Genomic DNA, 24,149 nt, shown 5'->3' with positions numbered 1-24,149 from the left:
CGATGGCGGCATTACCGGACAAAGACAAACTGTTGCGCAATTTTAGCCGTTGCGCCAACTGGGAAGAGAAGTATCTCTATATCATTGAGCTGGGCCAGCGGCTGCCGCCGCTGAGCGCCGAGGAGCACAGCCCGCAGAACATTATTCAGGGCTGTCAAAGCCAGGTGTGGATCGTGATGGCGCAGGATCCTTCCGGCGTTGTCACCCTGCGCGGCGACAGCGATGCGGCGATTGTCAAAGGGCTGATTGCGGTGGTGTTTATCCTTTATGACCGGATGACCGCCCAGGACATCACCGAGTTTGACGTCCGCCCATGGTTTGAAAAAATGGCCCTCACCCAGCATCTTACCCCCTCCCGCTCGCAGGGCCTCGAAGCCATGATCCGCGCGATACGCGCGAAAGCCGCAAATATTAGCTAGAATAAACAGGTAGATTTCATTCTGTTACGTCCGGCAGGGCGCTGCCCCTGCCGCCGTTCAGTCTCCTGGCGTTTTATCAGCGAAAGAAGGAATCTCAGTATGAAACGCAAAACGATGATCGCTTTAGCCCTTCTCGGCGCCCTTGGCGCCACCCCGGCCGCCTGGGCCGTCGATTACCCGCTGCCTCCGGCCAACAGCCGGCTGATTGGCCAGAACCAGTACTGGACGGTTCAGGAGAGCGATCGCAACCTGCAGGCGATTGCCCGCCATTTCGATACCGCGGCGATGCTGATCCTTGAAGCCAACGATACCATCGCGCCGGTGCAGCCGAAGCCCGGGACCCAGGTGCTGATCCCTTCTCAGATGCTGCTGCCCGACGTGCCGCGGGAGGGGATTGTCGTCAACCTCGCGGAGCTGCGGCTGTACTACTTCCCGCCGGGAGAGAATCAGGTCCAGGTTTATCCCCTGGGCATCGGCCAGTTAGGGCTGGAAACGCCGGAGATGACTACCCGCGTCGGGCAGAAGATCCCTAACCCGACCTGGACACCCACCGCCGGCATCCGCGCGCGCTCGCTGGAGAAAGGGGTGACGCTCCCGGCGGTGGTGCCGGCCGGGCCGAATAACCCGCTGGGCCGCTATGCGCTGCGTCTTGCCTACGGTAACGGCGAATATCTCATCCACGGGACTAACGCGCCGGACAGCGTTGGGCTGCGCGTCAGCTCGGGCTGTATGCGGATGAACGCCGATGACATCAAGGCGCTGTTCAGTCAGGTGAAAACCGGGACGCCGGTGCGGATCATCAATCAGCCGGTGAAGTTTGCCGTCGAGCCGGATGGTAAACGTTATGTAGAGGTCCACAGGCCGCTGTCGCAGACGGAAGGGGAAAACACCCGGACCATCGCTTACACGCTGCCAGCGGCGTTTCACGCCTTCGCAGAGGATAAAGCGGTGGATGACCTGCAGCTGAAAAAAGCGATGTCGAGAAGGGCGGGCTATCCGGTGGTGGTATCGACGGGGGCGGGTAGCGCGGCGACGTCGCTGTCGGCGCAGAACAGTTCGTCTGACAACGGCCTGCTCACCCAGTAGCCCTCAGCGCGAGGGCAAAAAAAATGGCGCACAGAGTGCGCCATTTTTATTACCAGAACTCTTACTTACGGTAAGAGTGAGCCTGGTTGTCCAGACGCTGGTTAGCGCGAGCTGCGTCGTCTTTAGCAGCCTGAACGTCGGAACGCATTGCGTTCACGTCGTTGCTCAGCTGGTCAACTTTAGCGTTCAGAGTCTGAACGTCAGAAGACAGCTGATCGATTTTAGCATTGCTGGAGCAACCAGCCAGCAGAGTAGAACCCAGGATTACCGCGCCCAGTACCAGTTTAGTACGATTCATTATTAATACCCTCTAGATTGAGTTAATCTCCATGTAGCGTTACAAGTATTACACAAACTTTTTTGGGATGAGAATATTTTTTTTACCTGAACGCACTTATTTTTGATCGTTCGCTCAAAGAAGCATCGAATTGGTCAAAATCGCTGAAAAAGGCGAGTGAAAACAGCACGCTTCCATCGGATTCATCTTAGATAATCTCTTATTAAATAGTAAATTCCGATTTGCATTTTTAATAGGAAGAGCTAGTCGATGAATAAAAAAAAGCGCCCCGAGAGGCGCTTTATTAAAAAAAAACCAATTAACCTGTAAATTATTACAGCACGTGCACGGAAGCGGTATTAGTGGTGCCGCTCGGGACTAATGCGCCAGAGACCATCACCACCACGTCGCCTTTGCGCGCGAGGCCGCTCTTCAGCGCCAGATCTTTACCCAGGTGATAGAAATCATCCGTAGAGGCAATCTCTTCCACCAGCTGCGGCACAACGCCCTTGCTCAGCACCAGCTGGCGAGCAGTGGTTTCGTTGGTGGTCAGCGCCAGGATGGTGGCATCCGGGAAGTATTTGCGCACAGCGCGTGCGGATTTACCGCCCTGGGTGGCGACCACGATCAGCGGCGCTTCCAGTTTCTCAGCGGTTTCTACCGCGCCGCGGCACACCGCTTCGGTGATGCGCAGTTTACGGTTGTCGTTGTTGAAATCCAGACGGCTGGTCATGACGCGGTCGGTACGTTCGCAGATGGTCGCCATGATGGTGACCGCTTCCAGCGGGTATTTACCTTTCGCCGATTCGCCGGACAGCATTACCGCATCGGTGCCGTCGAGGATGGCGTTGGCCACGTCGCCGGCTTCAGCACGGGTCGGACGTGGGTTTTTGATCATGGAGTCCAGCATCTGGGTCGCGGTGATAACCACTTTGCGCGCGCGGATACATTTTTCGATGATCATTTTCTGCGCGAAGATAACTTCTTCAACCGGGATCTCAACGCCCATGTCGCCACGAGCAACCATGATGCCGTCAGAGGCTTCGAGGATTTCGTCGAAGTTGTTCAGGCCTTCCTGGTTTTCGATTTTGGAGATGATCTGGATGTTTTCGCCGCCGTGGGCTTTCAGGTGCTCACGGATCTCGACGACGTCGGAACGCTTACGGATGAAGGAGGCCGCGACGAAGTCCACGCCCTGTTCGCAACCGAAGATCAGGTCCTGTTTGTCTTTTTCCGCCAGCGCCGGCAGGGCGATAGAGACGCCCGGCAGGTTCACGCCTTTGTTCTCGCCAAGGTCGCCGTTGTTCAGCACTTTACAGATAACTTTGTTGCCTTCGATAGCGGTCACTTCCATGCCGATCAGGCCATCGTCCACCAGAACGGTGTTGCCGACGCTCAGGTCAGAGGTGAAGCCTTCATAGGTTACCGCAACGATTTCGCTGTTGCCGATGACCGATTTATCGGTGGTGAAGGTGAAAGTCTGGCCCGCTTTCAGGGAGACGTCGTTGCCGCCTTCCAGCTTGATGGTACGAATTTCCGGTCCTTTGGTGTCCAGCAGAATAGCGGCTTTCTTACCGGTTTTGCTCATCACATTGCGCAGGTTCTGGATGCGCTGACCGTGTTCCGCATAGTCACCGTGGGAGAAGTTCAGACGCATCACGTTCATGCCGGCTTCCAGCATTTTGGTCAGCATCTCTTCAGATTCGGTTTTCGGACCGATGGTGCAAACAATTTTGGTCTTTTTCATGACAGTTTTAGTCTTTAAGTTGTGAAGGATATGGAATTCTCGCTCCGCGGGCGCACTGCCGGGGAGCCAAACCTGTATTACGAAAGTTGCTAAGCCACGCCCTAAGGATAGGTGACAACCCCGAAGCGTGCAGAAGAATGTGTGCTGGCGGTTCAGCCCATGAAATGTGGCAAGGTGTTATGCGTTTTATCATGCAGTCCAATGCGCTGAAACCATTCAAGAAAGAATCGAAGCGCATTATACGCTGGCGAAATCAAAAAGGAAAATAAAAACCTCGTTTCAAATTATGGACAAAACGCGTAACAAAACCGGCACGTTATGCATAAAACTATGCAACACATTTTTTCATCAGGCGTGATGAAAAGGGGCGGCGGAAAGGGAATTTTCTCCCGTTATGAGGCGGTAAAATGCGCCATTGACCCGGTAACGGGAGGATGATTTGCGTTGCCGGAAAAATCTATCAATAATGATTTGATTGATAATGAGAAAATGCGAGCCAGACTCAATGGGAAATAAAGCGAAAGACGACGAGCTGTACCAGGAAATGTGCCGCGTGGTGGGCAAAGTGGTGCTGGAGATGCGTGACCTTGGCCAGGAGCCGAAACACATTGTCATCGCCGGCGTGCTGCGCACCTCGCTGGCGAACAGCAAAATCCAGCGTTCACCGCTCACCGAGGAGGCAATGGCGAAGGTCATTCACGCCCTCTCCGGACACTGACGCCTTTCGCCGGCGGGTCAGGAAATCACGAAGCGGACCACCGCCCGGACGGCAATGTCGCAGTGGTGGGCCACCATCGCTTCATCGTCAATGGCGGGCAGCGGATCGTCAAGGTACAGACTGCTGAAGGTGTAGAAATTCGACACCTGATAAAAGCTAAAGCTGCTGATTAACCGGTGCACATCGCGCGCTTCCAGCCCCGCCTGAAAGACCCCCTGCTGCTGGCCGCGCTGCAAAATGTCCTCGAGAATCGACAGGGCGGTACGATTCAGCGGCTTCAGCTCTCCCGAGGTCTTCAGCCACTTGCCGCGCTGCATGTTCTCCATGCAAATCACCCGCATATAGTCCGCGTGGGTGGCGTGATAGCGCACGCTCCAGCGCACCAGCCGCACCAGCGCCTCTACCGGCGGTACATTCTCCAGCCCCAGCTGCTGCTCGGTTTCGCGGATCCGCGCATACACATGCTGCAGCACCTCCTGATAGAGCTGCTCTTTGCTTTTGAAGTAGTAGACCACCATGCGCTTGGTGGTCTGCGCCTCGGTGGCGATCTGCTCCATGCGGGCGCCTGACAGCCCGTGTTCGGCAAAGACGGCGATAGCGGCGCTGAAGATCCGCTCCTTCAGAGATTGTGCTTCATCATGAGCAACGGCGGTCATGGCAACTCCTTTTTCTTGGGTGACAAAAAATACACATAATGATCACAATTTAGCAACCTGGTATGGCGCAAATGAACCAAATGATACATATTCAAGGCTCACGTCAGCTGTTGACCCGAGGACCTTATGCTGCGCTCTATCGCCACCGTTTCGATTTCCGGCACCCTGCCAGAGAAGCTGCACGCTATTGCGGCGGCGGGGTATCAGGGTGTGGAAATTTTCGAGAACGATCTGCTCTATTATACGGGGACGCCGGCGGAAATCCGCCAGCTGGCCGCCGATTTAGGGTTAAAAATCACGCTTTTTCAACCCTTTCGCGATTTTGAAGGCGCCAGCCGGGCGCAGTTTGCGGCCAATATGGCCCGCGCCAGACGCAAATTTGCGCTGATGCGCGAGCTGGGCTGCGACACGCTGCTGCTGTGCAGCAATGTGCAGCCGGACTGCTCGGCGGATAGCGAACTGCAGGTGGCGGACCTGCGGGCGCTGGCCACGCTGGCGGAAGAGGAGGGGATCGCTATCGGCTATGAGGCGCTGGCCTGGGGAACCCATGTGAACCGCTGGCAGCAGGCCTGGGAGCGGGTGCAGCGGGTGGACAGCCCGGCGCTGGGCCTGGTGCTCGACAGCTTCCATATCCTGGCCCGGGGCGACACCCTCGACGCGCTGCCATCGGTGCCGGTGGAGAAAATCACCTTCGTTCAGCTCGCCGATGCGCCGTATATGAAAATGGATCTCCTGGAGTGGAGTCGCCATTTCCGCTGCTTCCCCGGGCAGGGGGAGCTGCCGCTGGAGGCGTTTGCCGAGCAGATCACCCGCTGCGGCTATCGCGGCCCCTGGTCGCTGGAGATCTTTAATGACGGTTTTCGCGCCTCGCCGAACGGCGCGACGGCCAAAGATGGCTATCGTTCGCTGCTGTGGCTGGAGGAGCAGACTCGTCGCCGGCTCCCGGCGTGCGATGCCGATCTGTTTTCACCGCCGCCACCGCCGGTCTGTCACGGGCTGGAGTTTATCGAATTCGCCGCCAGCGTCGCCGAGGCGCAGCGCCTGGGGCAGCACCTGCAGGCGCTGGGTTTTCAGCACGAGGGAAGCCACCGCTCCAAACAGGTCACGCTGTGGCGCAACGGCGGGGCGCGGATCGTGATAAACCATCAGTCGCACAGCTGGGCCGATCACTTTTATCAACGCCACGGGGTATCGCTCTGCGCGATGGCGCTGCGGGTCGACAGCAGTGCGCCGATTGTCGCTCGCGCCCGCGCGCTGGGGTATGCCACCTGGCAGGGCGACGCCGGGCCGAACGAAACGCCGATCCCGGCGATCTGCGCCCCTGACGGCAGCCTGGTCTATCTCATCGATGCCGGGGAGGCGATCTACGAGCGCGACTTTCTCCTGCGCGATGGCGTGACGGTGCGCGAAGATTACCTCGGCATCGACCATCTGGCGCTGGGGATGGAAGCCGACAGCCGCGACAACTGGGTGATGTTCTTCCGCACGGTGTTTGGTTTTACGCTCGAACATGAGCAGACGCTGCCGGATCCCTATGGACTGGTGCGTAGTCTGGCGGTGCGCAGCCCGCAGGGGGAGATCCGCCTGGCGCTGAATATCTCCCAGAGCCGGGCGACGCAGATCGCCCGCTCGGTCGCCTGCTATCAGGGGGCGGGGCTGCAGCATGCCGCCTTTGCCTGCCGCGATCTGCCGGCCACCTGCGACCAGCTCGCCGCGGTTGCCGATCATGCGCTGCCGATCCCGGCCAATTACTATGACGATCTGCTGGCGCGCTTTGGCGGCGAGCTGGACGTCGGGCAGCTCCAGCGGCGGCAGCTCCTCTACGACCGCGATCCGCAGGGCGGAGCGTTCCTGCATCTGTATACCCGGCCCTTCATCGCCGGGCGCTTCTTCTTTGAATTAACCGAACGACGGGCAGGCTACGCGCTCTATGGCGCGGCGAATGCGGCCGTCCGTCTGGCGGCGATGCAGTATTGTTAGCCTGAATCAAATGGTTCATTATGCCTGAAACACAATAACAACACCCTCTGTACCCGAGACAGGAACCGACTATGAGCTCATATAGCCCTAACCCGACGGCCGCCGCCCAGCCAGCCGTCACCGCGCGCCGCTCCCGGCGGCGCATCGGCATTCTTGCGCTGCTGGCCATCGGCACCATGATCAACTACCTCGATCGCACCGTGCTGGGGATCGCCGCCCCAAAGCTGACCGGTGAGCTGGGGATCGACCCTGCGCTCATGGGGATCCTCTTCTCCGCTTTCGCCTGGACCTACGCTCTGGCGCAGATCCCCGGCGGGCTGTTTCTCGACCGTTTTGGCAACAAAGTGACCTATTTTCTGTCGCTGACCCTGTGGTCGCTGTTTACCCTGTTCCACGGCATGGCGGTGGGGCTGAAGACGCTGCTGCTGTGCCGTTTCGGGCTTGGCGTCAGCGAAGCGCCGTGCTTTCCGGTGAACAGCCGGGTGGTCAGCGCCTGGTTCCCGCAGCAGGAGCGCGCGAAGGCCACGGCGGTGTACACCGTGGGAGAATACCTCGGGCTGGCCTGCTTTGCCCCGCTGCTGTTCTGGATCATGGACGGCTTCGGCTGGCGGGTGCTGTTCGTCAGCGTCGGCGTGGTCGGCATTCTGTTCGCCCTGGTGTGGTGGCGCTGCTACCGCGAACCGCATGAAGACCCTCGTCTCAGCCAGCAGGAGCGCGAGCATATCGAAAACGGCGGCGGCCTGAGCGCCCCAGCCGACCAGCAGGTGGCGTTCAGCTGGCCGCTGGTCCGCCAGCTGCTGAGCAAACGTCAGATCATCGGCGCCAGTATCGGCCAGTTTGCCGGCAATACGGTGCTGGTGTTCTTTCTCACCTGGTTTCCCACCTGGCTGGCCACCGAACGCCATATGCCGTGGCTGAAGGTCGGTTTCTTTTCCATCCTGCCGTTTGTCGCCGCCGCCGGCGGGGTGATGTTTGGCGGCTGGATCTCCGACAAGCTGCTTAAAGCCACCGGGTCGGCCAATCTGGGGCGTAAGCTGCCGATCGTCGCCGGCCTGCTGATGGCCAGCTGCATCATCTCCGCCAACTGGCTGCAGAGCGACCTGGCGGTGATCCTGGTGATGTCGTTTGCCTTTTTTGGCCAGGGGATGGTGGGCCTCGGCTGGACGCTGATCTCCGACATCGCCCCGAAGGGGCTGGGCGGGCTCACCGGCGGCCTGTTCAACTTTTGCGCCAACCTCGCGGGGATCCTCACCCCGCTGGTGATCGGCTTTATCGTCGCCGGGTTCGGCAATTTCTTCTACGCGTTGATCTACATCGGCGGCGCCGCGCTGCTGGGCGTGGCGGCCTATCTGTTTATCCTCGGTGACGTCAAACGTATCGAGTTATCGCAGTAAGCAAAGGAGCAAGGCATGGTGATTAGTGGGAATACGCGGCTGATAGCGCATCTTGGCTATCCGACCGCCAGTTTTAAGGCGCCGATGATCTACAACCCGTGGTTTGTCGACCAGCAGGTGGACGTGAAGGTGGTGCCAATGGGCGTCAGGCCGGAGGACTATGCCGCGTTTATTCCGCCGCTGTTTACGATGACCAATATCATCGGCGCGCTGGTGACGATGCCGCATAAAATCGCCACCTGCGATCTGGTGCAACGCCTGAGCCCGACGGCGGCTATCGCCGGCGCCTGCAACGCCATCCGTCGCGAGGCGGACGGCAGCCTCTCCGGGGACATGTTCGATGGCGACGGCTTTGTGCTGGGCCTGCGCCGTAAGGGATTTCAGCCTGAGGGGACGCGGGCGCTGGTGGTCGGCAGCGGCGGGGTGGGGTCGGCTATCGCCGCCTCCCTTGCGGCTGCAGGGGTCAGCGCCCTGACCCTGTACGATACCCGTCCCGAGGTGGCGCACGCTCTCGCTGGACGGCTGCATCAGCACTATCCCCAGCTCGATATCACTCTGATGCAGCACGATCCTGCCGGACACGAGCTGGTGGTCAACGCCACGCCGCTGGGGATGAAGGTCAGCGATCCGCTGCCGCTGGACGTTGACCGTCTGGCGCCAGGCACCTGGGTGGGGGAGGTGGTGATGACCCAGGAGTATACTCCGTTGCTGAGAGCCGCCCAGGCGCGACAGTGCCACATCCAGCGCGGGACCGACATGCTGTTTGAAATGATCCCTGCCTATCTGCGCTTTTTCGACCTGCCGGTAGCCACCCCCGAACAGCTGCGGGCGCTGGCGGAAATTCGCTACTGACGCGACGCCCCTCCGGCCGCACCGCGCAGTGTGGCCGGGTTTATCATCACGTTATCTGCAGGCGGTTTCTCACATGCCAGCGGACGTTCAGGGCATTTCGTACCACACTTCTTCATCCTCCATGCGGGCTTCTATCTGGCCCGCCACCCTCTGCAGCGCGGAGAGATGCTTCTGCGCCGCCTGCTCAATGGTCATGGCGCTGGCGATATAGACCAGGTTGAGGCAGCCGATGACCCGCTGCTGGCTGCAGACCGGCACAGCGATAGAGGCGATTTTCTCCTCCTGCCGCCAGCCGCGGAAATTTTCGCCATAGCCGTTCTGGCGGGTGCGGGCGAGGATCGCCGCCAGCCGTTCCGGTTCGCGAGCCAGCTGATATTCCGCTTCCGGACGGGCGGCCAGCATGCTGAGAATGGCGTCGCGCTCCGCGTCGGGGGCAAAGGCCAGCCACGTCAGACCGGAGGCGGTGAGCAGCAGCGGCAGTCGCCGTCCGACCATCGCCCGGTGAAACGACAGCCGACTGAAGCGGTGGGTGGTTTCGCGCACCACCATGGCGTCGACGTCGAGGGTGGTGATATCCGTCGGCCACTGGACCTCGCGCAGCAGCTCCCCGAGCAGCGGCGTGGCGAGGGCAGAAATCCAATGTTCGTCACGAAATCCGTCGCTCAGCTGGCGGACGTTAATGGTCAGACGAAAGCTGTCATCGGAGCGGCTGCGGCGGACAAAACCTTCCTCCTGCAGCGTCTCCAGCAGCCGGCGCACGGTGGTGCGATGCAGGCCGCTAAACTCCGCCAGCAGGCCGGGCGTCGCGCCGCCGTCGAATTTATTTAACAATTTTAATAACAATAAACCCCGGCTTAATCCGCGCACCGTTTTGTACTCAGTGGCCCCATCATCACGCATAAATCCTTCCTTAAAATGCTTTATAAACAGCGATGTGCACCTGGTGCACATTCAGCGATGTTTTGATTGTAGCCGAAAACACCCGCCCTATACTCAGCCCATTATAAAAATACGTTTACACATGATTAACAAATTGCCTGTCAGCCGGGCAGTTTCCGAGTCGTGAGGTCGCTAAGAATGACAACATCTACACCCGATATTCAACCCGCCGTGCAGCATACCGCCCAGGTCGCCATCGCCGGCGCCGGTCCGGTAGGCCTGATGATGGCCAACTACCTTGGCCAGATGGGCATCAGCGTGCTGCTGGTGGAAAAGCTCGACAAACTGATCGATTACCCGCGGGCCATCGGTATTGACGATGAATCGCTGCGGGCGATGCAGGCGGTGGGGCTGGTGGATGACGTGCTGCCGCACACCACGCCGTGGCACGCCATGCGCTTTCTGACCCCGAAGGGCCGCTGCTTTGCCGACATCCAGCCGATGACCGATGAGTTTGGCTGGTCGCGGCGCAATGCCTTTATTCAGCCGCAGGTGGATGCGGTGATGTATCACGGCCTGCAGCGTTTCCCGCAGGTCCGTTGCCTCTTCTCCCGCGAGGTGGAAGCCTTTAGCCAGAGCAGTGACGGTGTCACGTTAAATATTAAAGGACCGGACGGCGAGCGGGAGACAGTGCGCGCTGACTGGCTGGTGGCCTGCGACGGCGGCGCCAGCTTTATTCGCCGCACGCTGAACGTCCCTTTCGAAGGCAAGACCGCGCCGAACCAGTGGATCGTCATCGATATCGCTAACGATCCGCTGGCCACCCCGCACGTCTACCTGTGCTGCGACCCGGTGCGGCCCTATGTTTCCGCCGCGCTGCCCCACGGCGTGCGCCGCTTTGAATTTATGGTGATGCCCGGGGAAACCGAAGCCCAGCTCAGCGAGCCGCACAATATGCGCCGTCTGCTGAGCAAAGTGCTGCCGGACCCGGATCGCGTCGAGCTGATCCGCCAGCGGGTCTACACCCATAACGCGCGCCTTGCCGAGCGCTTTCGCATTGACCGGGTGCTGCTGGCCGGCGACGCCGCGCACATCATGCCGGTCTGGCAGGGCCAGGGATACAACAGCGGCATGCGTGACGCCTTCAACCTGGCGTGGAAGCTGGCGCTGGTGGTCAACGGCAAAGCGGGAGAGGCGCTGCTTGACAGCTACCAGCAGGAGCGTCGCGACCACGCGAAGGCGATGATTGACCTGTCGGTCACCGCCGGCCACGTGCTGGCGCCGCCGAAGCGCTGGCAGGGCGCGGCGCGCGATGGCCTCTCCTGGCTGCTGAACTACCTGCCGCCGGTGAAACGTTACTTCCTCGAAATGCGCTTTAAGCCGATGCCGCAGTATCGCAAAGGGGCGCTGCTGACCGACGGCGCAGGCAAAGCCTCGCCGGTGGGCAAAATGTTTATTCAACCGCAGGTGACGCTGGAGAACGGCGAGAGTCTCCTGCTCGATGAGGTTATCGGGGCGAATTTCGCCATTATCGGCTGGGGCTGCAACCCGCAGTGGGGGCTCGACGCCGGGCAGATCGCCCGCTGGCGCGCGATAGGGGTGCGCTTTATCCAGGTCGTGCCGGAGGTGCAGATCCATCGCGAGCAGGATAACGTCCCGGGCACGCTGCGGGTGGGGGATAAGCAAAACCGTCTGAAGAGCTGGTTTGCGCAACATAACACCGCCATCGCCGTGGTCAGGCCGGACCGCTTTGTCGCCGCCCTCGCTATCCCGCAAACCCTCGGCGCGCAGCTGACCGCCCTGGCGGAAAAAATGACCCTTGCGGCCGGGGATACCGGCCACGCTGAAGAGAAGGTGGCCTGATATGCATGCCTATTTACACTGCCTGTCGCACACCCCGCTGGTGGGATTCGTTGACCCGGAGCAGGCGGTCCTCGATGAGGTGAACGGGGTGATTGCCGACGCCCGGCGGCGGATCGCTGAATTCGATCCCGAGCTGGTGGTGCTCTTCGCCCCCGATCACTACAACGGTTTTTTCTATGACGTGATGCCGCCGTTCTGCCTGGGCGTCGGCGCCACCGCCATCGGCGACTTCGCCAGCGCCGCCGGCGACCTGCCGGTGCCCACCGAGCTGGCGGAAGCCTGCGCCCACGCCGTGATCAACAGCGGTATCGACCTGGCGGTGTCGTACAACATGCAGGTGGATCATGGCTTCGCCCAGCCGCTGGAGTTTTTGCTGGGTGGGCTGGATCGCCTGCCGGTGCTGCCGGTGTTTATTAACGGCGTCGCCGCGCCGCTGCCGGGGTTTCAACGCACCCGGCTGCTGGGCGAGGCGATGGGCCGCTTCCTCAACACCCTCAATAAGCGGGTGCTGATCCTCGGCTCTGGCGGGCTTTCGCACCAGCCGCCGGTGCCGGAGCTGGCGAAGGCGGACGCCCATCTGCGCGACCGCCTGCTCGGCTGCGGCAAACAGCTGCCGCCGGACGAACGCGAGCTGCGCCAGCAGCGGGTGATCAGCGCCGCCCGACGGTTTACCGAAGACCAGCGCTCGCTCCATCCCCTCAACCCGGTCTGGGACAACCGCTTTATGAGCCTGCTGGAGCAGGGGCGGCTGAGCGAACTGGACGCGATCGGCAACGACGAGCTGTCGGCGATGGCCGGCAAATCGACGCACGAAATTAAGACCTGGGTGGCCGCCTTTGCCGCGCTATCCGCTTTTGGCCGCTGGCGCAGCGAAGGCCGCTATTACCGGCCGATCCCCGAGTGGATCGCCGGATTCGGCTCGCTGAGCGCCACCACCGAGATTTGATTAACCGGGAGACTAACATGAGCTATCAACCGCAAACCGAAGACGCCACCAGCCGATTCCTCAACGTCGACGAGGGAGGCCGCACGCTGCGCATCCATATCAATGACTGCGGCGACGGGGAAGAGACCGTGGTGATGCTGCACGGCTCCGGGCCGGGGGCCACCGGCTGGGCCAACTTCAGCCGCAACATTGACCCGCTGGTCGAGGCGGGCTATCGCGTGCTGCTCCTGGACTGTCCGGGGTGGGGGAAGAGCGATTCGATCGTCAACAGCGGTTCGCGTTCGGATCTCAACGCCCGCATTTTGAAAAGCGTGGTCGATCAGCTGGGGATCGATAAAGTCCATCTGCTGGGCAACTCGATGGGCGGCCACAGCGCGGTGGCCTTCACCCTGAGCTGGCCGGAGCGGGTGGCGAAGCTGGTGCTGATGGGCGGGGGAACCGGCGGCATGAGCCTGTTCACGCCGATGCCGACGGAGGGCATCAAACTGCTGAACGCCCTGTACCGCGAGCCGACCATTGAAAACCTGAAGAAGATGATGAGCATTTTCGTCTTCGACACCCGTGACCTCACCGACGCGCTGTTCGAGGCGCGGCTGAACAATATGCTGTCGCGCCGCGACCATCTGGACAACTTCGTCAAGAGCCTCGAAGCCAACCCGAAACAATTCCCTGACTTTGGCCCGCGGCTCGGCGAGATCGCTGCGCAAACTCTCATCGTCTGGGGACGCAATGACCGCTTCGTGCCGATGGACGCCGGACTACGCCTGCTCGCCGGGATCGCCGGCTCTGAGCTGCACATTTACCGCGACTGCGGCCACTGGGCGCAGTGGGAACATGCCGACAGTTTTAATCAGCTGGTGCTCAATTTCCTCGCACGGGCTTAAGGAGTGATGATGACTATTTCTCTTGACGCGCTGGCGCAACAGTTGCGCGACGCCGAACGAACCGGCCAGGCGATCGCCCCGCTGCGCGATATCCTCGGCGTCGACAACGCCGACGCCGCCTACGCTATCCAGCGCCTGAACGTGCAGCACCACGTGGCCCATGGCCGACGGGTGGTGGGCCGCAAGGTGGGCCTGACCCATCCCAAAGTGCAGCAGCAGCTGGGGGTAAACCAGCCGGATTTCGGCACCCTGTTTGCCGACATGTGCTACGGCGACAACGCCGATGTGCCGTTTGGCCGCGTGCTGCAGCCCAAGGTGGAGGCCGAGATCGCCCTGGTGCTGAAACATGATCTGCCCCATGCCGATACCACTTTTGATGAGCTGTATAACGCCATCGAATGGGTGCTGCCGGCGCTGGAGGTGGTGGGCAGCCGCATTCGCGACTGGTCAATCGGCTTTGTCGACACCGTCGCCGATAACGCCTCCTGCGGCCTGTACGTCATCGGCGGCCCGGCGCAGCGACCGGCGGGTCTGGATCTGAAAGCGTGCGCCATGCAGATGACCCGCAACCAGGAGCTGGTCTCCAGCGGCCGGGGCAGCGAGTGCCTGGGGCATCCGCTGAACGCCGCGGTGTGGCTGGCGCGCAAGATGGCCAGCCTCGGCGAACCGCTGCGGGCGGGGGATATCGTGCTGACCGGGGCGTTAGGCCCGATGGTGGCGATTAACGAGGGGGACAGCTTTGTCGCCCATATTGAAGGTATTGGCTCAGTCGCGGCACGCTTCGTCGCCGCCGGAGAAGGACATCGTGATGCGTAAACGTAAAGTCGCCATTATCGGCTCCGGGAATATCGGCACCGATTTAATGATTAAAATTCTGCGCCACGGCCAGCAACTGGAGATGGCGGTGATGGTCGGCATCGATCCGCAGTCGGATGGCCTGGCCCGCGCCCGGCGCATGGGCGTCGCGACCACCCACGAAGGGGTGGGCGGCCTGATGCAGATGGCGGAGTTTGCCGATATCGACTTTGTCTTCGACGCCACCAGCGCCGGCGCGCACGTCAAAAACGATGCCGCGCTGCGCGAAGCGAAGCCAGGGATCCGCGTCATCGACCTGACGCCGGCGGCGATTGGCCCGTACTGCGTGCCGGTGGTCAACCTTGAGGCCAATCTCCACCAGGGCAACGTCAATATGGTGACCTGCGGCGGTCAGGCCACCATCCCGATGGTCGCCGCGGTCTCGCGGGTGGCGAAGGTGCATTACGCGGAGATCGTGGCCTCCATCGCCAGTCAATCCGCCGGGCCGGGGACGCGAGCGAATATTGACGAATTCACTGAAACCACCTCGCAGGCGATTGAAAAGGTCGGCGGCGCGGGCAAGGGCAAGGCGATTATCGTGCTGAACCCGGCGGAGCCGCCGCTGATGATGCGCGATACCGTGTATGTGCTGAGCGAGATGGCGTCCCAGGAGGCGATTGCCGCCTCGATCGCCGAGATGGCGGCGGCGGTGCAGGCTTACGTGCCTGGCTACCGGCTGAAGCAGCAGGTGCAGTTTGAGGTTATCCCCGAGGATAATCCGGTCAACCTGCCCGGCGTGGGCCGTTTTTCCGGACTGAAAACCGCGGTTTACCTCGAAGTGGAAGGGGCGGCGCACTATCTGCCGGCGTACGCCGGCAACCTCGATATTATGACCTCGGCGGCGCTGGCGACGGCGGAGAAAATGGCCGGGGCAATGAACAGCGCGGCGGGAGCGACAGCATGAACGGTAAAAAACTCTACATTTCGGATGTGACGCTGCGCGATGGTATGCATGCGATTCGTCACCAGTATTCCCTGGCGCAGGTGCAGCAGATTGCCGGCGCGCTGGATAAGGCGGGGGTGGACTCCATCGAAGTCGCCCACGGCGATGGGCTACAGGGATCGAGCTTCAACTACGGCTTTGGCGCCCACAGCGATATCGCCTGGATTGAAGCGGCGGCGGAGGCGGTCAGCCAGGCGAAAATCGCCACCTTGCTGCTGCCGGGCATCGGCACCCTGCACGACCTGAAAGCCGCGTATCAGGCCGGGGCGCGGGTGGTGCGGGTCGCCACCCACTGCAGCGAAGCGGACGTCGCGGCGCAGCATATTGCCTTTGCCCGCGAGCTGGGGATGGACACCGTCGGTTTTCTGATGATGAGCCATATGATCTCCCCGCAGGCGCTGGCGCAGCAGGCGCTGAAGATGGAATCCTATGGGGCGACCTGCATCTACGTGGTGGATTCCGGCGGGGCGATGAACATGAACGACATTCGCGATCGCTTCCGCGCGCTGAAGGCGGTGCTGAAGCCGGAGACCGCCACCGGGATGCATGCCCACCATAACCTGAGCCTCGGGGTGGCTAACTCTATCGCCGCGGTGGAAGAGGGCTGCGACCGGATCGACGCCAGCCTGGCCGGGATGGGGGCGGGGGCGGGCAATGCGCCGCTGGAGGTGTTTATTGCCGCCGCCGACAAGCTCGGCTGGCGGCATGGCACCGACCTCTACGCGCTGATGAATGCCGCCGACGAGCTGGTGCGGCCGCTGCAGGACCGCCCGGTGCGCGTCGACCGCGAAACGCTGGCGCTGGGCTACGCCGGGGTCTACTCCAGCTTCCTGCGCCACAGCGAAGCGGCGGCGGCGCGCTATGGCCTCAGCGCGGTGGATATTCTCGTCGAGCTGGGCAAACGGCGGATGGTCGGCGGCCAGGAGGATATGATCGTCGACGTCGCGCTGGATCTGCTTAACCGCCAAAAATAACAACGGGCGGCTGACCATGCATCAGCCGCCCATCACCTGCTCCGCTTGTCCGGCTATCGCAAAGGTACCCTATGACCAAGATAACGACCGCAAACTCCTCGCGCCTGGTGGTCACCATCGGGCTCTGTTTTATGGTGGCCCTGATGGAGGGGCTGGATCTGCAGGCGGCGGGGATCGCCGCCGTCGGCATGGCGCAGGCCTTTGCGCTGGATAAAATGCAGATGGGCTGGATCTTCAGCGCCGGGATCCTCGGCCTGCTGCCCGGCGCGCTGGTGGGCGGCATGCTGGCGGACCGCCACGGGCGCAAACGCATCCTGCTGGGCTCGGTGCTGCTGTTTGGCCTGTTCTCGCTGGCTACCGCGGTGGCCTGGAGCTTCCCGACGCTGCTGCTGGCGCGCCTGCTCACCGGCGTCGGGCTGGGGGCGGCATTGCCGAACCTGATTGCCTTAACCTCGGAAGCCGCTGGCCCGCGTTTTCGCGGCCGGGCGGTGAGCCTGATGTACTGCGGGGTGCCCATTGGCGCCGCGCTGGCGGCGGCGCTGGGGTTCTCTGGCCTTGCCGCGGCCTGGCAGACCATCTTCTGGATTGGCGGCGTGGTTCCGCTGCTGCTGATCCCGCTGCTGATGCGCTGGCTGCCGGAATCGCAGGCGTTTCAACGCGTGGAGACCAGCGTGCCGCTGCGCACCCTGTTTGCCCCGGGGCATGCCGCCGCCACCCTGCTGCTGTGGCTGGGCTATTTCTTCACTCTGCTGGTGGTCTATATGCTGATCAACTGGCTGCCGATGCTGCTGGTAGGCCAGGGATTCAGCGCCAGCCAGGCGGCGGGGGTGATGTTCTCTCTGCAGATCGGCGCCGCCTGCGGCACCCTGCTGCTGGGGGCGCTGATGGATAAGCTTACTCCGTTGCGCATGTCGCTGCTGATATACAGCGGCATTCTGGCGTCGCTGCTGGCGCTGGGCAGCGCGTCGTCGCTGAGCGGGATGCTGCTGGCGGGGTTTGTCGCCGGGCTGTTCGCCACCGGCGGCCAGAGCGTGCTCTACGCGCTGGCGCCGCTCTTCTATCCCGCGGCGATCCGCGCCACCGGGGTCGGCACCGCCGTGGCGGTGGGACGCCTCGGGGCGATGAGCGGTCCGCTGCTGGCCGGCAAGATGCTGGCCCTCGGCACCGGCACCGTCGGGGTGATGGCGGCCTCAGCGCCGGGCATTGTGCTGGCCGGCGTGGCGGTATTCTGGCTGATGCATCGCCAGCAGCGCGCGGCCATTGTCTGAAGCCTGTCCGGCGGTTCGGCGAAAAAATGCCGGGCCGCCGCCTTGCCTCTGCGCGTGCCCTGGCCTAAGGTAAGACATCATTCTCTGTCGCTTATCGTCTCTATGGCTTACCGCTCCCGCTTGCTCGACGCTATCCCTGGCATCCGCCACGCGTTTCTTGATGTCCACGAAACCGCCGCCTTTCCCTATGCCGAAATGGCGCCGGTGAAGCTGGTCCATGGCAATGAGGTTCATCATTATCAGCAGCCGCTGCCGACGCGCCCGCATGCCGACGCGGTGTTTACCGCCGTCGCCGGGCAAAAGGTGGGGGTGGTAACCGCCGACTGCCTGCCGATACTGATCGCCTCGCGCGACGGTCGCTTCATCTGCAGCGTGCATGCCGGCTGGCAGGGGCTGGCCAGCGGCATTGTCGACAACAGTCTGGCGACTTTTCGCCAGCAGGGGGCGGCGCTGGCCGATCTGGTCATCGCCGTGGGGCCGCATATTCACCCTTGCTGTTACGAAGTCTCCGCCGGATTTTATCAGCAACTGCTGGACCAGCCCGGCGGTGACCGGGTGGCCCGGCACCGCCAGCGGCTGTTCCATTCCCGTTCTGGCCCGGTCAGCGATCCGCTCAAAGCCGCGGCGCGCGGCAGCGATAATCTGTGGTTTGATCTGCGCGCTTTCGCTGAGGCGATCTTCGCAGAGGCGGGGGTAGCGTCAACGAGCGTTGAATGGCTGGGGAGCTGCACCTATTGCACGCCGCAGTCGCTGGGCTCCTACCGGCGCCGGACCCATTTTCCGGCGCCGAAGAGCTTTCAGTACTCGTGGATCATGCGTGAGGCCTGAGTCGCGCTGGCGTTAGATCACCCGAAAACCGTGGGTGCCGTCGCGGGCCAGCTGATCCACCAGGCCGTACTCCCACTCCAGATAGGCCTGCATGGCCTCTGCGGAATTATCGGTCCCTTCATAGGGTCGGCGATAGCGATCCCGGCGCTCGACAGCGAGGCCGGCGTCGCCATGGGCCAGCGGCAGACCGGCGGCGATCCACGCCAGCGTCCCGCCGCGCAATACCTGTACCGGCTTACCGGTTAAGGCCGCCACCTCGGGCACCGCGTAGCGGGCCAGCAGGCTGCTGCCGCAGGTCACCACGTAACGTTGAGCGGGAGGGATCGCTTCCAGGGCCTGGCGCAGCTGCGAGCGAGTCAGCCACCACGCGCCGGGGATATGGCGGGCGACAAAGTTGGCGCTGGTGGTGAAATCGAGCACCACCGTACCGGGGGCGTCCAGCTGTTGCGCCAGCTGCGCCGGGCTTATCTCCTCCGCCTGCGGGGCGGGGGGCACTTCGGCGGCTGGTACCCCGCGCTCGCTCAGCTGGCTGGCCGACAGGGCGTTCAGCCGCGCCGTCTCCCAGCCCATCTGCGCCAGCCACGAGCCGGTTATCGCCGCCCGGACGCCATCGTCATCCAGCAGCACCATTCGCGCCCCTCGTACGCTGGCGAAGTGATCGGTCTCCTGCACCAGCTGGCCGCCTGGCGCGCTCAGGCTGCCAGGATAGTGGCCCGCCGCGTACTCCTCTGGGCCGCGCACATCAAACAGGAAGGTGGTGCGGTCGCTCTGCTGCAGCCAGCGTTGCAGGGTCGCCTCATCAATGACCGCCACCCCGGCCCGTTCGGCGAGATGCGCCACCTCGGCGGCCCGGGCGCCAGAGGCGCGGGCGGAGGGATCGTATTGCCGCTGCTGCTGGTGCGCCAGCGTCTGGCCGGCCAGCGTCCAGCCGATAGTGCCATTGCGCAGGGCATGGACCGGGTTCGGCACGCCGGCGTTGATCAGCGACTGGGTGCCGATGATGCTGCGGGTGCGTCCGGCGCAGTTGACGATCACCGGCGTTTGCGGGGAGGGCGTCAGGCTCTCCACCCGCAGGGCCAGCTCGCCGCCGGGCACGCTGATGCTGCCGGGGATGCTCATGGTCTGGTACTCGTCGAAGCGCCGGGCGTCGACGATCACCACCTCCTGCCGGCTGTCGATGAGCGCCTGAACCTCCCGGGCGCTGAGCGACGGCGTGTGACGCACGCTTTCCACCAGCTCGCCAAAGGCTTTACTGGCGGAGTTGACGTCCTGAAACAGCTCGCCGCCGCTGCGGCGCCAGCCGGCGAGACCCTCGGCCAGCAGGGCCACATCCTGATAGCCCCAGGTCCGCAGTCGTTCGACGGCGATCTCCGCCAGCCCTTCGCCATTGTCGTAGACGGTGATCGGGGTGGTGAAGCGCGGTATCCGCCGGCGCACCTCCAGCTCCAGTTTGCTGAGCGGCAGATTGACGGCAAACAGCGGATGAGCGGTGGCGAAATCGGCCTCTTCACGGACGTCGATGAGCGCCAGTTCACGACGGTCGAGCAGTGCCTGGCGGATCCCGGCGGCCTGTCGGTAAGCGTAAGTGGACATAATGGTTATCCTTGGTGTTCGCGGGAGGGATCCCAGATGTTGGGCACATGGCGGTTGGCGTAGCCGGAGATAAACGGTTTTTGCTGGCCTTCCGGGGTATACACCGCGCGCTTCACCGCGCCGATGTTGCCGCCGTAAACATGAATGCTGATGGAGACGCGATCCGCCAGCGCATTGCTGACGCGATGAATATCGCCATCGTCAACGGAGACTTTCTCCACCTGACCTGCCTGCAGGAGGGTGGCGGTGCCCAGCGGCCGCGGTATGCCGTCTGCATCCAGCTGGTAGCGTTGATTCTCCTCCGCGCCGCGCAGCATACCAATGGCCCCCCATACCCGGTGGTCATGGATCGGCGTCGCCTGTCCCGGCCCCCAGACGAAGCTGACGATCGAGAAGCGCTCCCCGGAGTCGGCATGCAGCAGATACTGCTGGTAATGGTGCGGGTGCGGCAGGGTGTACTCTTCCGGCAGCCAGTCGTCGTGACGTACCAGCGCCGCCAGCCGTTGGACCACGGCGTCAAGCAGCGGCGCGGTCTGGTGGTGTTCACGGTGCAGGCGATCAACCTCATGAATAAAATGGCGTAATTTTTCCAGTCGTGGTCCAGTCATGTGCGGTTCCTGTCAGAGGGACTGGTCAAAACGCTAACAGAGGCGTTAATATTATTTAAATGCAATTTACGCATATATTAATATGCAAATTACACATAAGGATCCTATGCGCATCGACGATATTGACGCTCTGCTGGCCACGGTGCAGTTTTCTTCCCTCAATCAGGCGGCGGACTATCTGGGGATCACCCAGTCGGCCATCACCCGGCGCCTGCAGCGTCTGGAGCAGGAGCTGAACGTCACGCTGTTGGCGCGTCAGACCCGCCCGCTGAGCCTGACCGCCGCCGGTCAGCGGGTGTACGAGCAGTGCCTGAGCATTAAGCGCGAGACGAAAAAGCTCTACAGCCTGTTGGATCCGCAAGGCGAGCCGCGCGGCGCGCTGCGTCTCGGCGTACCGCAGAGTATCAGCGAGATCGCGCTGCCGGCGGCGCTGGCGGCGCTGAGCCAGCAGTTTCCCGCACTGTCCCCGCAGGTCGCCTGCGGCTGGAGCGGAGAGCTGCAGCGCCGGCTGGAAAACGGCGAACTGGACGGCATGCTGGCGATGGGCCCCGCCCAGCAGACCTTCGCCGAGGGCTACAGCGGGCGGCTGCTGTGTCCCCTGGAGGTGGTGCCGATTGCCGCCCGGCGTCTGAATCTGCGGGCGTCGTCGCTGCGGGAGTGCGTCGAACAGGGCTGGATCCTTAACCCCGACGGCTGTGGACTACGCGCCGGGCTCATCCGCGAGCTGCAAAGCCAGGGTCTGCGCCTGAAGCTTAACGTTGAGAGCGCGGGCGCCCAGCTGCAGATGGCGCTGGTGGCGCAGGGACTGGGGCTGGGTCTGGTGCCGCGGGCGGCGCTGGCGGCCAGCCCGTGGCGTGACGAGCTCGAGGTCGTCAACCTCAGCGACTTTCAGCCTGCGGTGTCGCTGTGGCTGATCCACGCCCGGTATCTGGCAAACCTGCAGTCGCCGCTGACCTTTTTCGCCAGCAAAGTGGTGCAGCAGCTGACAGTATCCGACTGAAAGCACTATGTATTTTTTTTAATGCCAGTCTTGCATATTAAGATATGATAAAAATGCATTTTGTTCATTAACACACCCTGTATAGGGTAATGACCAGCGCCGCCGTCGCGGCCACTCCATTACCCTGACGCAAGGAGTTGTTCATGAGCATTCAGTTTCTCGGCATGATTGGCCATCGCCTCTCTTCCGAAACGATTGCCCCGGTGGGGCCGATCTTTGACCGCGACTATATCGTTCGCTTTGCGCAAACCCATGAAGCCGCCGGGTTCGATCGCCTGCTGGTGGGTCACTGGTCCGATCAACCCGACGGCTTTCTGGTGACCGCCCTGGCCGGACTGTCGACGCAGAAAATTCAGTACCTGCTGGCCCATCGCCCCGGTTTTGTCTCGCCGACCCTTGCCGCGCGCAAATTCGCCACCCTTGAGCATCTGCTGGGGGGCCGGCTGGCGGTGCATATCATCAGCGGCGGCAATGACGCCGAGCAGCGCCGGGACGGCGATTACCTCGATCACGACCAGCGCTATGCCCGCACCGACGCCTTCCTTGACGTCGTACGCCGGGTGTGGACCAGTGAGCAGCCGGTAGATATTCACAACGATTTTTATCAGGCCGAACAGGCCTGGTCAGCCATTCGTCCGCTGCAAAAGCCGCACCTTCCCATCTACTTCGGCGGTTCGTCGGAAGCGGCCATCGCTGTCGCCGGCAAACACGCTGACGTCTTCGCCCTGTGGGGCGAGTCGCTGGCGCAAACCGGGGAGACCATCCAGCGCGTGCGCGCCGAAGCGGCGAAACACCAGCGTGATATTGGCTTCAGCGTCTCGTTCCGGCCGATTATCGCCGACAGCGAAGCCGAGGCCTGGGAGAAAGCCGAGCATATCCTGCACGTCGCCACCGAGCAGGCGGCGCAGCGCGGGGGCGGGTTCAAGGCCAAACCGGACAGCATCGGCGCCCAGCGGCTGCGGGCCACCGCCGCGCAGGGCAGAGTGGTGGACAAACGCCTGTGGACCGGCATCGCCCAGCTGGTGGGCGGCGGGCATAACTCCACCGCGCTGGTAGGCACCCCGGAGCAGGTGGCCGATGCGCTGCTCGACTACTACGACCTCGGGGTGCGCAACTTCCTGATCCGCGGATTCGACCCGCTGAACGATGCGGCAGACTACGGCCGGGCGCTGCTGCCGATCGCTCGTGAAAAAGCCGCGCGGCGTGCGGTGGCGGAGCGCGCATCGTGATCCATCCTGAGCGCGACGACTGGGCGCAGCAGCTGACGGCGGTACGCCAACAGATGGCGGAGCAGGCGGCCAGTCTTGACGCCAGCGGCGACTTTCCCTGGCGCAATATCGACCCGCTGCGCGCGGGGGGCTGGTTAAGCCTCGCCGTGCCGCGTGCATACGGCGGCGCGGGCGCCAGACTGGCCCAGCTGCAGCAGGCCATCGCCGCCATCGCCTGGGGTGAGCCGGCGACGGCGCTGATCGTCTGCATGCAGTATCTGCACCATTTGCGGCTGGCGGAAAACGACGCCTGGCACGCGCCGCTGCGCCAGCAGGTTTTTCATGATGCCGTCGAACACGGCGGCCTGATCAACAGTCTGCGCGTTGAGCCGGATCTGGGCTCCCCGGCGCGCGGCGGCCTGCCGGACACCGTGGCGAGCCGCCGCGCGGACGGCTGGGACATCAACGGCCATAAAATCTATACCACCGGCATTGAAGGGCTGCGCTGGCTGGCGGTTTGGGCGAGAAGCGATGAGAACCCGCCGCGGGTGGGCACCTGGCTGGTGCCTGGCGACAGCCCGGGGATTAGCGTGGTGAAAAGCTGGGATCACGCCGGGATGCGGGCTACCGGCAGCCATGAGGTGATTTTTCGCCACGTGCGGGTGGCGGCAGAGCATGCGGTGGATGTCTGGCCGGTCGATGCGCCACCCGCCGCCCAGGCGGAACCGTTGCGCCTGTTCGCCAACCGACAGACGGCATTGCTGGCGGCGATCTATGACAGCATCGCCCGCGCCGCTCACGACTGGCTGGTGGGGTGGCTGGCGGGGCGGGTGCCCGCGGGTCTCGGCCATCCGCTTTCCCGCCTGCCGCGGGTGCAGGAGAAGGTCGGGCAGATCGCCGAACTGCTGTTGGTTAACCGCAGCCTGCTGGAGCAGGCCGCCGCGCTGCGCTTTTCCGCCATCGAGGCCAACCTGGCAAAAGTCACCATCACCGACAACGCCATTCAGGCGGTGAATATCGCGCTCGAGCTGACCGGCAATCATGGCCTCAGCCGACAAAACCCGCTGGAACGCCACTACCGCAATGTGCTCTGCGGCCGGGTGCATACCCCGCAGAGCGACAGCGCCTGGCTGGCAGCCGGCCTCTTCGTCTTTCAATCACAAGGATAATC

Annotated in this window: 23 protein-coding genes and 1 pseudogene; 18 read left to right on the top strand and 6 right to left on the bottom strand. The window is 62.7% G+C overall.

Going from position 1 to position 24,149, the window contains the following annotated elements; genetic code table 11:
• The first annotated feature begins 2 nt into the window (after nucleotides 1-2).
• Both sufE and QLG03_RS00295 read left to right on the top strand, forming a co-directional pair.
• A complete protein-coding gene (gene sufE / locus QLG03_RS00300; protein WP_023290073.1) occupies nucleotides 3-419 on the top strand; it encodes a cysteine desulfuration protein SufE in 417 nt (138 codons plus the stop codon).
• Nucleotides 420-518: 99 nt separating this feature from the next.
• The gene (locus tag QLG03_RS00295; protein WP_023290072.1) at nucleotides 519-1,505 is read left to right on the top strand and encodes a L,D-transpeptidase family protein; all 987 of its coding nucleotides are present in this window, start codon (nucleotides 519-521) and stop codon (nucleotides 1,503-1,505) included.
• A 61-nt stretch (nucleotides 1,506-1,566) separates the two neighbouring features.
• On the opposite strand, the gene QLG03_RS00290 is transcribed toward QLG03_RS00295, so the two are convergent.
• Both QLG03_RS00290 and pykF read right to left on the bottom strand, forming a co-directional pair.
• On the bottom strand, nucleotides 1,567-1,803 hold the full coding sequence (locus QLG03_RS00290) for a major outer membrane lipoprotein (protein ID WP_002908860.1): 237 nt from the start codon (nucleotides 1,801-1,803) through the stop codon (nucleotides 1,567-1,569).
• Nucleotides 1,804-2,116: 313 nt separating this feature from the next.
• On the bottom strand, nucleotides 2,117-3,529 hold the full coding sequence (gene pykF / locus QLG03_RS00285; RefSeq protein ID WP_023290071.1) for a pyruvate kinase PykF: 1,413 nt from the start codon (nucleotides 3,527-3,529) through the stop codon (nucleotides 2,117-2,119).
• 137 nt (nucleotides 3,530-3,666) lie between these two features.
• Between pykF and QLG03_RS00280 the strand changes: the two genes are divergently transcribed.
• Both QLG03_RS00280 and fumD read left to right on the top strand, forming a co-directional pair.
• Nucleotides 3,667-3,798 (top strand): hypothetical protein, encoded by a 132-nt coding sequence (locus QLG03_RS00280; RefSeq protein WP_032428887.1) that lies wholly within the window; start codon nucleotides 3,667-3,669, stop codon nucleotides 3,796-3,798.
• Nucleotides 3,799-4,034: 236 nt separating this feature from the next.
• Nucleotides 4,035-4,247: a fumarate hydratase FumD gene (gene fumD, locus QLG03_RS00275; RefSeq protein WP_004203074.1), complete on the top strand. Its 213-nt coding sequence runs from the start codon at nucleotides 4,035-4,037 to the stop codon at nucleotides 4,245-4,247.
• A gap of 17 nt (nucleotides 4,248-4,264) precedes the next feature.
• Here fumD and QLG03_RS00270 read toward each other — a convergent pair whose 3' ends face one another.
• The gene (locus QLG03_RS00270) at nucleotides 4,265-4,903 is read right to left on the bottom strand and encodes a TetR/AcrR family transcriptional regulator (protein WP_023290070.1); all 639 of its coding nucleotides are present in this window, start codon (nucleotides 4,901-4,903) and stop codon (nucleotides 4,265-4,267) included.
• 126 nt (nucleotides 4,904-5,029) lie between these two features.
• Here QLG03_RS00270 and QLG03_RS00265 point away from each other — a divergent pair, with 126 nt between their 5' ends.
• The 3 genes from QLG03_RS00265 (at nucleotide 5,030) to QLG03_RS00255 (ending at nucleotide 9,129) form a co-directional block, all read left to right on the top strand.
• Nucleotides 5,030-6,883 carry a sugar phosphate isomerase/epimerase and 4-hydroxyphenylpyruvate domain-containing protein gene (locus QLG03_RS00265; protein WP_087824088.1) on the top strand — a complete coding sequence of 618 codons (1,854 nt, stop codon included), beginning with the start codon at nucleotides 5,030-5,032 and terminating at the stop codon, nucleotides 6,881-6,883.
• A gap of 71 nt (nucleotides 6,884-6,954) precedes the next feature.
• Complete coding sequence (locus tag QLG03_RS00260) at nucleotides 6,955-8,277, top strand: MFS transporter (RefSeq protein WP_023290068.1); 1,323 nt, start codon at nucleotides 6,955-6,957, stop codon at nucleotides 8,275-8,277.
• A gap of 15 nt (nucleotides 8,278-8,292) precedes the next feature.
• Nucleotides 8,293-9,129, top strand: a complete 837-nt coding sequence (locus QLG03_RS00255; RefSeq protein ID WP_032453232.1) for a shikimate dehydrogenase — start codon at nucleotides 8,293-8,295, stop codon at nucleotides 9,127-9,129.
• Nucleotides 9,130-9,216: 87 nt separating this feature from the next.
• Here the strand turns inward: QLG03_RS00255 and QLG03_RS00250 are convergent, their stop codons facing one another.
• Entirely contained in the window at nucleotides 9,217-10,029 is an 813-nt protein-coding gene (locus tag QLG03_RS00250; protein ID WP_023290066.1) for a DNA-binding transcriptional regulator, read from the bottom strand.
• A 177-nt stretch (nucleotides 10,030-10,206) separates the two neighbouring features.
• Here QLG03_RS00250 and QLG03_RS00245 point away from each other — a divergent pair, with 177 nt between their 5' ends.
• From QLG03_RS00245 to QLG03_RS00210, 8 genes are all read left to right on the top strand, one after another.
• Complete coding sequence (locus QLG03_RS00245; RefSeq protein ID WP_255987830.1) at nucleotides 10,207-11,871, top strand: bifunctional 3-(3-hydroxy-phenyl)propionate/3-hydroxycinnamic acid hydroxylase; 1,665 nt, start codon at nucleotides 10,207-10,209, stop codon at nucleotides 11,869-11,871.
• A gap of 1 nt (nucleotide 11,872) precedes the next feature.
• A complete protein-coding gene (mhpB, locus tag QLG03_RS00240; protein ID WP_282473552.1) occupies nucleotides 11,873-12,817 on the top strand; it encodes a 2,3-dihydroxyphenylpropionate/2,3-dihydroxicinnamic acid 1,2-dioxygenase in 945 nt (314 codons plus the stop codon).
• Between the two features lie 17 nt (nucleotides 12,818-12,834).
• Nucleotides 12,835-13,701: a 2-hydroxy-6-oxonona-2,4-dienedioate hydrolase gene (gene mhpC, locus QLG03_RS00235; RefSeq protein WP_048297720.1), complete on the top strand. Its 867-nt coding sequence runs from the start codon at nucleotides 12,835-12,837 to the stop codon at nucleotides 13,699-13,701.
• Between the two features lie 9 nt (nucleotides 13,702-13,710).
• Entirely contained in the window at nucleotides 13,711-14,517 is an 807-nt protein-coding gene (mhpD, locus tag QLG03_RS00230) for a 2-keto-4-pentenoate hydratase (RefSeq protein WP_023290062.1), read from the top strand.
• The gene (gene mhpF / locus QLG03_RS00225; RefSeq protein WP_032453227.1) at nucleotides 14,510-15,460 is read left to right on the top strand and encodes an acetaldehyde dehydrogenase; all 951 of its coding nucleotides are present in this window, start codon (nucleotides 14,510-14,512) and stop codon (nucleotides 15,458-15,460) included. Before mhpD ends, mhpF begins: the two co-directional genes overlap by 8 nt.
• Complete coding sequence (gene mhpE / locus QLG03_RS00220) at nucleotides 15,457-16,473, top strand: 4-hydroxy-2-oxovalerate aldolase (RefSeq protein WP_032453226.1); 1,017 nt, start codon at nucleotides 15,457-15,459, stop codon at nucleotides 16,471-16,473. Before mhpF ends, mhpE begins: the two co-directional genes overlap by 4 nt.
• A gap of 71 nt (nucleotides 16,474-16,544) precedes the next feature.
• Complete coding sequence (gene mhpT, locus QLG03_RS00215) at nucleotides 16,545-17,741, top strand: 3-(3-hydroxy-phenyl)propionate transporter MhpT (protein ID WP_048297717.1); 1,197 nt, start codon at nucleotides 16,545-16,547, stop codon at nucleotides 17,739-17,741.
• 102 nt (nucleotides 17,742-17,843) lie between these two features.
• Nucleotides 17,844-18,569, top strand: a complete 726-nt coding sequence (locus QLG03_RS00210; protein ID WP_032453224.1) for a polyphenol oxidase family protein — start codon at nucleotides 17,844-17,846, stop codon at nucleotides 18,567-18,569.
• Nucleotides 18,570-18,581: 12 nt separating this feature from the next.
• On the opposite strand, the gene QLG03_RS00205 is transcribed toward QLG03_RS00210, so the two are convergent.
• Nucleotides 18,582-20,162, bottom strand: coding sequence for a rhodanese homology domain-containing protein (locus QLG03_RS00205; protein ID WP_255987828.1), 1,581 nt, complete (start codon nucleotides 20,160-20,162; stop codon nucleotides 18,582-18,584).
• A gap of 5 nt (nucleotides 20,163-20,167) precedes the next feature.
• Nucleotides 20,168-20,770 carry a cysteine dioxygenase gene (locus QLG03_RS00200; RefSeq protein WP_255987826.1) on the bottom strand — a complete coding sequence of 201 codons (603 nt, stop codon included), beginning with the start codon at nucleotides 20,768-20,770 and terminating at the stop codon, nucleotides 20,168-20,170.
• A 106-nt stretch (nucleotides 20,771-20,876) separates the two neighbouring features.
• On the opposite strand from QLG03_RS00200, the gene QLG03_RS00195 reads away from it, so the two are divergent.
• From QLG03_RS00195 to QLG03_RS00185, 3 genes and pseudogenes are all read left to right on the top strand, one after another.
• A complete protein-coding gene (locus tag QLG03_RS00195; protein ID WP_255987825.1) occupies nucleotides 20,877-21,770 on the top strand; it encodes a LysR family transcriptional regulator in 894 nt (297 codons plus the stop codon).
• Between the two features lie 143 nt (nucleotides 21,771-21,913).
• A pseudogene (locus QLG03_RS00190) lies at nucleotides 21,914-23,009 on the top strand (LLM class flavin-dependent oxidoreductase).
• Nucleotides 22,996-24,147 carry an acyl-CoA dehydrogenase family protein gene (locus QLG03_RS00185; protein ID WP_050533324.1) on the top strand — a complete coding sequence of 384 codons (1,152 nt, stop codon included), beginning with the start codon at nucleotides 22,996-22,998 and terminating at the stop codon, nucleotides 24,145-24,147. Before QLG03_RS00190 ends, QLG03_RS00185 begins: the two are co-directional and overlap by 14 nt.
• The last annotated feature ends 2 nt before the right edge of the window (nucleotides 24,148-24,149 follow it).

The sequence above is a fragment of the Klebsiella sp. V115_8 genome, assembly GCF_029967715.1.
Taxonomy (GTDB): domain Bacteria; phylum Pseudomonadota; class Gammaproteobacteria; order Enterobacterales; family Enterobacteriaceae; genus Klebsiella; species Klebsiella quasipneumoniae.
The sequence above is the reverse complement of the archived record's forward strand: the minus strand, read 5'-3'. Positions and strand labels throughout refer to the sequence as shown.

What these genes read in the sequence shown, in the direction of transcription:
- QLG03_RS00260 (WP_023290068.1), top strand. Translation starts at nt 6,955, where the DNA reads ATGAGCTCATATAGCCCTAACCCGACGGCCGCCGCCCAGCCAGCCGTC.
- QLG03_RS00295 (WP_023290072.1), top strand. Translation starts at nt 519, where the DNA reads ATGAAACGCAAAACGATGATCGCTTTAGCCCTTCTCGGCGCCCTTGGC.
- QLG03_RS00270 (WP_023290070.1), bottom strand. Translation starts at nt 4,903, where the DNA reads ATGACCGCCGTTGCTCATGATGAAGCACAATCTCTGAAGGAGCGGATC.
- QLG03_RS00210 (WP_032453224.1), top strand. Translation starts at nt 17,844, where the DNA reads ATGGCTTACCGCTCCCGCTTGCTCGACGCTATCCCTGGCATCCGCCAC.
- QLG03_RS00250 (WP_023290066.1), bottom strand. Translation starts at nt 10,029, where the DNA reads ATGCGTGATGATGGGGCCACTGAGTACAAAACGGTGCGCGGATTAAGC.
- QLG03_RS00205 (WP_255987828.1), bottom strand. Translation starts at nt 20,162, where the DNA reads ATGTCCACTTACGCTTACCGACAGGCCGCCGGGATCCGCCAGGCACTG.
- mhpF (WP_032453227.1), top strand. Translation starts at nt 14,510, where the DNA reads ATGCGTAAACGTAAAGTCGCCATTATCGGCTCCGGGAATATCGGCACC.
- QLG03_RS00255 (WP_032453232.1), top strand. Translation starts at nt 8,293, where the DNA reads ATGGTGATTAGTGGGAATACGCGGCTGATAGCGCATCTTGGCTATCCG.
- fumD (WP_004203074.1), top strand. Translation starts at nt 4,035, where the DNA reads ATGGGAAATAAAGCGAAAGACGACGAGCTGTACCAGGAAATGTGCCGC.
- QLG03_RS00280 (WP_032428887.1), top strand. Translation starts at nt 3,667, where the DNA reads ATGTGTGCTGGCGGTTCAGCCCATGAAATGTGGCAAGGTGTTATGCGT.
- mhpC (WP_048297720.1), top strand. Translation starts at nt 12,835, where the DNA reads ATGAGCTATCAACCGCAAACCGAAGACGCCACCAGCCGATTCCTCAAC.
- mhpD (WP_023290062.1), top strand. Translation starts at nt 13,711, where the DNA reads ATGACTATTTCTCTTGACGCGCTGGCGCAACAGTTGCGCGACGCCGAA.
- QLG03_RS00200 (WP_255987826.1), bottom strand. Translation starts at nt 20,770, where the DNA reads ATGACTGGACCACGACTGGAAAAATTACGCCATTTTATTCATGAGGTT.
- mhpE (WP_032453226.1), top strand. Translation starts at nt 15,457, where the DNA reads ATGAACGGTAAAAAACTCTACATTTCGGATGTGACGCTGCGCGATGGT.
- sufE (WP_023290073.1), top strand. Translation starts at nt 3, where the DNA reads ATGGCGGCATTACCGGACAAAGACAAACTGTTGCGCAATTTTAGCCGT.
- QLG03_RS00290 (WP_002908860.1), bottom strand. Translation starts at nt 1,803, where the DNA reads ATGAATCGTACTAAACTGGTACTGGGCGCGGTAATCCTGGGTTCTACT.
- pykF (WP_023290071.1), bottom strand. Translation starts at nt 3,529, where the DNA reads ATGAAAAAGACCAAAATTGTTTGCACCATCGGTCCGAAAACCGAATCT.
- QLG03_RS00265 (WP_087824088.1), top strand. Translation starts at nt 5,030, where the DNA reads ATGCTGCGCTCTATCGCCACCGTTTCGATTTCCGGCACCCTGCCAGAG.
- mhpT (WP_048297717.1), top strand. Translation starts at nt 16,545, where the DNA reads ATGACCAAGATAACGACCGCAAACTCCTCGCGCCTGGTGGTCACCATC.
- QLG03_RS00195 (WP_255987825.1), top strand. Translation starts at nt 20,877, where the DNA reads ATGCGCATCGACGATATTGACGCTCTGCTGGCCACGGTGCAGTTTTCT.
- mhpB (WP_282473552.1), top strand. Translation starts at nt 11,873, where the DNA reads ATGCATGCCTATTTACACTGCCTGTCGCACACCCCGCTGGTGGGATTC.
- QLG03_RS00245 (WP_255987830.1), top strand. Translation starts at nt 10,207, where the DNA reads ATGACAACATCTACACCCGATATTCAACCCGCCGTGCAGCATACCGCC.